The sequence below is a fragment of the Kitasatospora sp. NPDC059973 genome, assembly GCF_042737525.1.
Lineage (GTDB): Bacteria > Actinomycetota > Actinomycetes > Streptomycetales > Streptomycetaceae > Kitasatospora.
In genome coordinates, this window is sequence record NZ_JBHWUI010000298.1 from 1 (window position 1) to 5,234 (window position 5,234).

Consider the following 5,234-nt stretch of genomic DNA (forward strand, 5'->3'; position numbering starts at 1 on the left):
CGCCGGCCGCGGCCGCGGCCGGCGGAGGCTTCCTGGACTCCGTGCGTCAGGCGTGGAAGGTGCTGCGGACCTCCCGGGCCCTGGGACCGCTGATGGTCCAGGGCGTGGCGATCTTCACCCTGGCCCGGATCTGCCAGGTCAACCTGTTCCAGCCGCTGCTGCTGGCCAGGGCCGTCCCGGTCGCCGACCACGGCGCGGTGCTCTCCGCGATGACGGTGGCCGAGGCGCTGGGCTCCTCCCGGCCCGGCTGGATCCGGGCCAGGCTCTCGGACACCGCGGCCGTGACCGTGCTGAGCCTCGTGATGGCCGGATCGCTGGCCGCCACCGCCCTGTCCGGTGCGGCGGCGACCATCGCGTGGCTGTGCGTGTTCGCCGCCGCCACCGGCCTCGCCTACCCGGTCCAGCGCTACCTGATCAACGCGGCCATCCCGCCGACCCCCTACCGGGCGACCCTGCTGTCCCTGGAGTCGATCATCGACCGCGGGGTGTGCGCCCTGGTGGCGCTCGCCGTCGGCGCCTACCTGGCGGCGGACCGGCTCGACGCGCTGCTCCTGCACGCCGCCCTGGGCACCTGCGTCCTGCTGGGCGCCGTCGCGGTGGCGCTGCGGCTGGTCCGGCGCCGCCCCGGTCCGGGAGCGGACACCGGCACCCCGTCGGACCGGGCGCTGTCCCGGTAGCCGCTCCACCGCGTCCGTCCCGGCAGTGTCCGTGCGGCGAACGGGCGGCGGGGGCGGCGGCGGGGCCGACCGGACGACCGGACGACCGGACGCCCGGGCCGGCCCGGGTCACGCCCCCGAGGGGCCGGTCCAGTCGGCCGGCACGTGGCCGAGGCGCACGCGCTGCGGGTGGTCGCCGACCGGTACGGAGACGGTCTTTTGTCCAGTCGCGAAGTCGATCGCGGTGACCTGGTCGGCGCCGCTCTCGGAGATCACGCAGGCCGTGCCGTCGCCGTTCACGGTGGCCCAGTACGGTTTCGAGGCGGGCACCAGCGGGCCCTCCTGGAGCGTGGCCCGGTCGACCACGGTCGCGTAGTCGTCCATGGTGCCGGCGACACAGAGCTTGTCACCGGCCGGGCTCATCGACAGGCCGTGGTGGCGCGAGTCGTTGACCCAGGTGGTGCGGTCCTCGCTGGTCGCGGGGTTCTTCGGCAGGGTCTTGACCCGGGTGATCCGGTCGGCGGCGACGTCGTACTCGACCAGGCCGTTGAAGAAGGACACCTGGAAGTAGAGCGTCGACCCGTCCGGGGTGAACGCCGCCGGGCGGATCGCGTCGGAGAGGTCCGAGCGGCCGGCGGCGTCCAGCCGCTCCCGCATGTCGATGACCCTGACCGGCGCGAACGTGTCGGCGTCGACCACGGTGATCCGGCGGTCGCCCTTCGTCCAGTCCAGCCACGGCGCGTCGAGGGCGGTGTTGACCTCGCCGATCGACATGTTCCAGATCCGCCGCCCGCCGTCGGTGAAGAGGTTCTCGTGGGGCTTGTCCCCGGTCGCGAACGAGCCGAGTTGCGCGCCGGTGCGGACGTCCAGCACATGGACCGTGTTGGAGGTGGAGGCGGAGACCGCCACGCGGGTGCCGTCCGGGGAGAGCGCCATGTGGTCCGAGCGGTAACCCGACACGGGAAAGCGCCAGTTGATCCGCCCGGTGGCGAGGTCGATGGAGACGACGTCGGCGAAGCTCGGGCGCGAGACGACCACCGCGGACCCGTCCGGGGTGGAGTACATGTCGTCGACGAACTGGTCGTGGCCCTCGCCCGGGCCCAGCCGGATGCCCAGGAAGTAGGCGAGTTTGACGGGGTTGAGGTAGATCTCGGTGAGCCGCTGGTCCTTGTCGGGGACGACGTTGACACGGCCGATCCTGGCCAGGTCACCGGTGGAGCGGATGACGTCCGCGGTGCCGTCCCAGTTGTTGCCGACGAACATCACCTCGCGCAGGGCGCGCACGTGCCCGGGCGCCGGCCCGGCCGTCGCGGCGGCCGGGGCGACGGCGGCGAGGGGCAGGACGAGGGCGGCCGCGAGGGCGCCCACGGCGGCCCTGACGGGCCGGTTCCGGCGGGACGGGCGGGCGTCGGACGATAACGCGTGCGGGGACATCGCCGCTCCTTCGCGCAGACGCGCAGAGTGGGGGGTGGGCGTCGGTCGATTGCGTTACTCGACGGTAGGGAAGGCCCCCTCCTTCTGCCAAGACGTCTGCGCGCACCAATTGGGGAGGGCCACCGCCCGCAGGCGGTGGCCCGGCGCACTCGTCCTGCCCCGGGCCGGAGCCGCACGGCCGCCCCGCCCCCGGCATCCGGGCCGGTGCTCACGCCTCCCGGCGGCGGCGGAAGATGGCGCGGATCGCGAAGACGATCGCGACGACGAGCCCGACGGCGAACAGCACGATCAACAGGATGACGACGAGGACGGCTATGCCGAGCTTCTTGAAGAAGCCGCCCTTCTTCTTCTCCTTCTTGTCGTCGGCCGCGAGTGCGGCGGCCCGGGCCGAGCGGTTCTCGACCGGTTGCGCGACGGCGGGCGCCGCTCCGGCCCCCGCCCGGTCGACGCCGGACTCCGCGGGTCGGGCGACGGACCCGGCCGCGTGGACCGCGGCCGGCGCGGCCGCGGCGACGCCCGGCGAGCCCAGCATCAGGCCGGCCAGAACGAGGGCGGGGACGACTCTCGCGATGATGCGCGACTTCACTGTTCCTCCTGCTGTTTTCCATGGTGTCCTGCGGGCGCGGCTCTCGGCCTGGGCACGCCCCGTCAGAGGCGGGCGTCCGGACAGCGCCCGGTGGCACGACGTCAGGGAGCCTCCGCCACCCCGGCGGCGGCGCCCACCCGCGCCGCCGACGCGGTTCCGGCGGTCGGACCGATCGGCGGTGCCGGCCGCAGCGTTCGCGCTCCGTCACGGCCGCGGTGCTCCCGGCTGCCGATCCGCGTGCGCCGACCGGCACCCCGGGCCAGGACGTGCCCGCCACCGACTCGGCCCTCCGGGCGGAGTCTGAGCGGTGGGACCACGGTCGCTTCCCCCGGAGAACTCGATCGGCACTGCGTCGGCACGGGCGCGTCGGTGTCGCCACCAGGTCGCGCCTCGGCCGGGCCGGTTCGGCCCGCTGCCAGCCAAAATCTACAGGACTGTAGAGGATGGGTGAAACCGGCCGCTCCCGCCGAGGCCCTCACGGCGCCGCCCCGGCCGTGGTGGGCCGGCTGAGGTGGGTTCAGCTGTACGACGGGGCACGGGGGTGTCGGCGGCCGCCGACCCGAAGGGTCACGGCGTACGACGGAGGTGGGGAGCGGGCCCAGGTCCGCCGCCGGGAGGGGGAGTGGCGGCGGACCCTGGGAACCGCACGGGCGTCGCGCGCGGTCCCGACCGGTCCGGGGGGGGATGGCCCCGATCGGGAGGCGCGACGCCCCGCGGCACTTCTGACCCCGATCGCGTGCGGCAAACCCCTGTACCGCGGTCGAGTTCGGAAACCGTCTGCCCGGCGCCGCGTCGCGGCGGGCGCCCGCCCTACCCGGTGCGACGCCGCCGGGATGTGTCGGCCCGGCCGGTGAGCCCTGAGGGCAGAGCCCCAGGGCGCCGGACGCCTCCGCTCACCGGTGGGGAGAGCCGCAGGTGTCGGCGCCCCTGAAGTACGCGCCGTGGCAGGGGAGTCGGGCTTCGCCGGCGGCACCGGCAGAAGCTCGCGGCCGTCCCACGGCCCGCGGGCCGCGTCCCGCCCCGGGGGCCGTTGGCCCCGGCCGGGCCCGAGCCTAGGCTGTCCGCATGCATCCTCGCCTCGGTGAAGACCTCGCCCGACTGCCCGAACTCCTCGACGCGGTCGGCGATCGCGCCGCGCACGTGCTCGCGGGCCTCGCCGACCGGCCGGTGGTGACGCCCGGCGCGCCCGGGCCCGTGGAGCCGCTGCCCGACGAGGGGAGCGGCACCGACGGCGCGCTGAAGCTGTTCGCCCAACGCTGGGAGCCGGGGTTCAGCGGCAGCGCCGGCCCCCGTTACCTCGGCTTCGTCACGGGCGGGGCGACCCCGGCCGCGCTCGCCGGAGACTGGCTGACGGCCGCCTTCGACCAGAACGTCAGCAACCGGACCGGCTCGGCCGCGGCCGACCTGGAACAGGAGACCATCGGCTGGCTCCGCGGCCTCTTCGGCCTCGGCGAGGCCCATGCGGGCGTCTTCGTCAGCGGCGCGACGACCTCGAACCTCGTCGGCCTCGCCGTCGCCCGTGAGTGGGTGGGCGAGCGGCGCGGCGTCAGCGTCACCCAGGACGGCCTCGCCGCCCTCGGGCCGGTCGACGTCCTGTCCGGCGCCGCGCATTCGAGCATCGGGAAGGCGCTGTCCGTACTCGGACTCGGCCGGGGCGCCCTGCGGCAGGTGCGGACGATGGACGGGCGGGAGGCGGTCGACGTGGCCGCGCTCGCCGACGAACTCGCGGCCCTGGACGGGCGTCCGGCCGTGGTGGTCGCCAACGCCGGCACGGTCAACACCGTCGACTTCGACGACCTGCGGGCGATCGCCGCGCTGCGCGAGCGGTACCCGTTCTGGCTGCACGTCGACGCCGCGTTCGGTGCCTTCGCGGCGCTCTCGCCGGCCCACGCGCACCTGGTCGACGGTCTGGACGCGGCCGACTCGGTCTGCGTCGACCTGCACAAGTGGCTGAACGTCCCGTACGACGCGGCCGTGCAGTTCACCCGCCGCCGGGACCTCCAGGTGGCCGCCTTCCACAACGCCTCGCCGTACCTCGGCGCCCCGACCGGCGACCCGGACCCGGTGCACCTGGCCCCGGAGAACTCCAGGCGGCTGCGGGCCCTGCCGGCCTGGTTCGCGCTCACCGCCTACGGCCGGGCGGGCCACCGGGAGATCGTGGAGCGCAACTGCGCCGAGGCGGCCCGGCTGGGCGCGTCCCTCGCCGCGGATCCGGCCTTCCGGCTGCTCGCGCCGGTGCGCCTCAACGTGGTCTGCTTCACCCTCGCCGGGCGGCCCGCGCAGCAGGACGTCGACGCCCTGCTGCGCCGCGTCGCGGCCTCCGGGGAGGCGTTCCTGACACCGACGGTGTACGACGGGGTGCCCGCGGTCCGCGCCGCCTTCAGCAACTGGCGCACCACCGCGACCGACACCGGCCGCGTCCTGGCGGCGCTGCGCGCGGCGGCCGGCGCGAGCTGACCGGCCGCGGTCGGGTGTCGGCGCCGGTGGTCCGCACCCCGGTACCCGACGCCCCCGACACCCCGGAAGGCCGCGGCCCGTCCACCCCACCCGGGGTGGAC

General features: G+C 75.5%; 3 protein-coding genes and 1 pseudogene. 2 read left to right on the forward strand and 2 right to left on the reverse strand.

The features are described 5' to 3' along the window. Positions 1-677 (forward strand): annotated as a pseudogene (locus tag ACFWA9_RS38080) (MFS transporter); the annotation flags it as partial. Between the two features lie 108 nt (positions 678-785). Here ACFWA9_RS38080 and ACFWA9_RS38085 read toward each other — a convergent pair. Then, positions 786-2,090 (reverse strand): YncE family protein, encoded by a 1,305-nt coding sequence (locus ACFWA9_RS38085; RefSeq protein ID WP_380393957.1) that lies wholly within the window; start codon positions 2,088-2,090, stop codon positions 786-788. Between the two features lie 208 nt (positions 2,091-2,298). Continuing rightward, positions 2,299-2,676 (reverse strand): hypothetical protein, encoded by a 378-nt coding sequence (locus ACFWA9_RS38090; RefSeq protein WP_352296988.1) that lies wholly within the window; start codon positions 2,674-2,676, stop codon positions 2,299-2,301. 1,065 nt (positions 2,677-3,741) lie between these two features. Between ACFWA9_RS38090 and ACFWA9_RS38095 the strand changes: the two genes are divergently transcribed. Then, on the forward strand, positions 3,742-5,133 hold the full coding sequence (locus ACFWA9_RS38095) for a pyridoxal phosphate-dependent decarboxylase family protein (RefSeq protein WP_380393960.1): 1,392 nt from the start codon (positions 3,742-3,744) through the stop codon (positions 5,131-5,133). Positions 5,134-5,234 lie beyond the last annotated feature (101 nt).

Excerpts from the sequence above, each read along its gene's own strand:
- ACFWA9_RS38085 (WP_380393957.1), bottom strand. The coding sequence starts at position 2,090 with ATGTCCCCGCACGCGTTATCGTCCGACGCCCGCCCGTCCCGCCGGAAC.
- ACFWA9_RS38095 (WP_380393960.1), top strand. The coding sequence starts at position 3,742 with ATGCATCCTCGCCTCGGTGAAGACCTCGCCCGACTGCCCGAACTCCTC.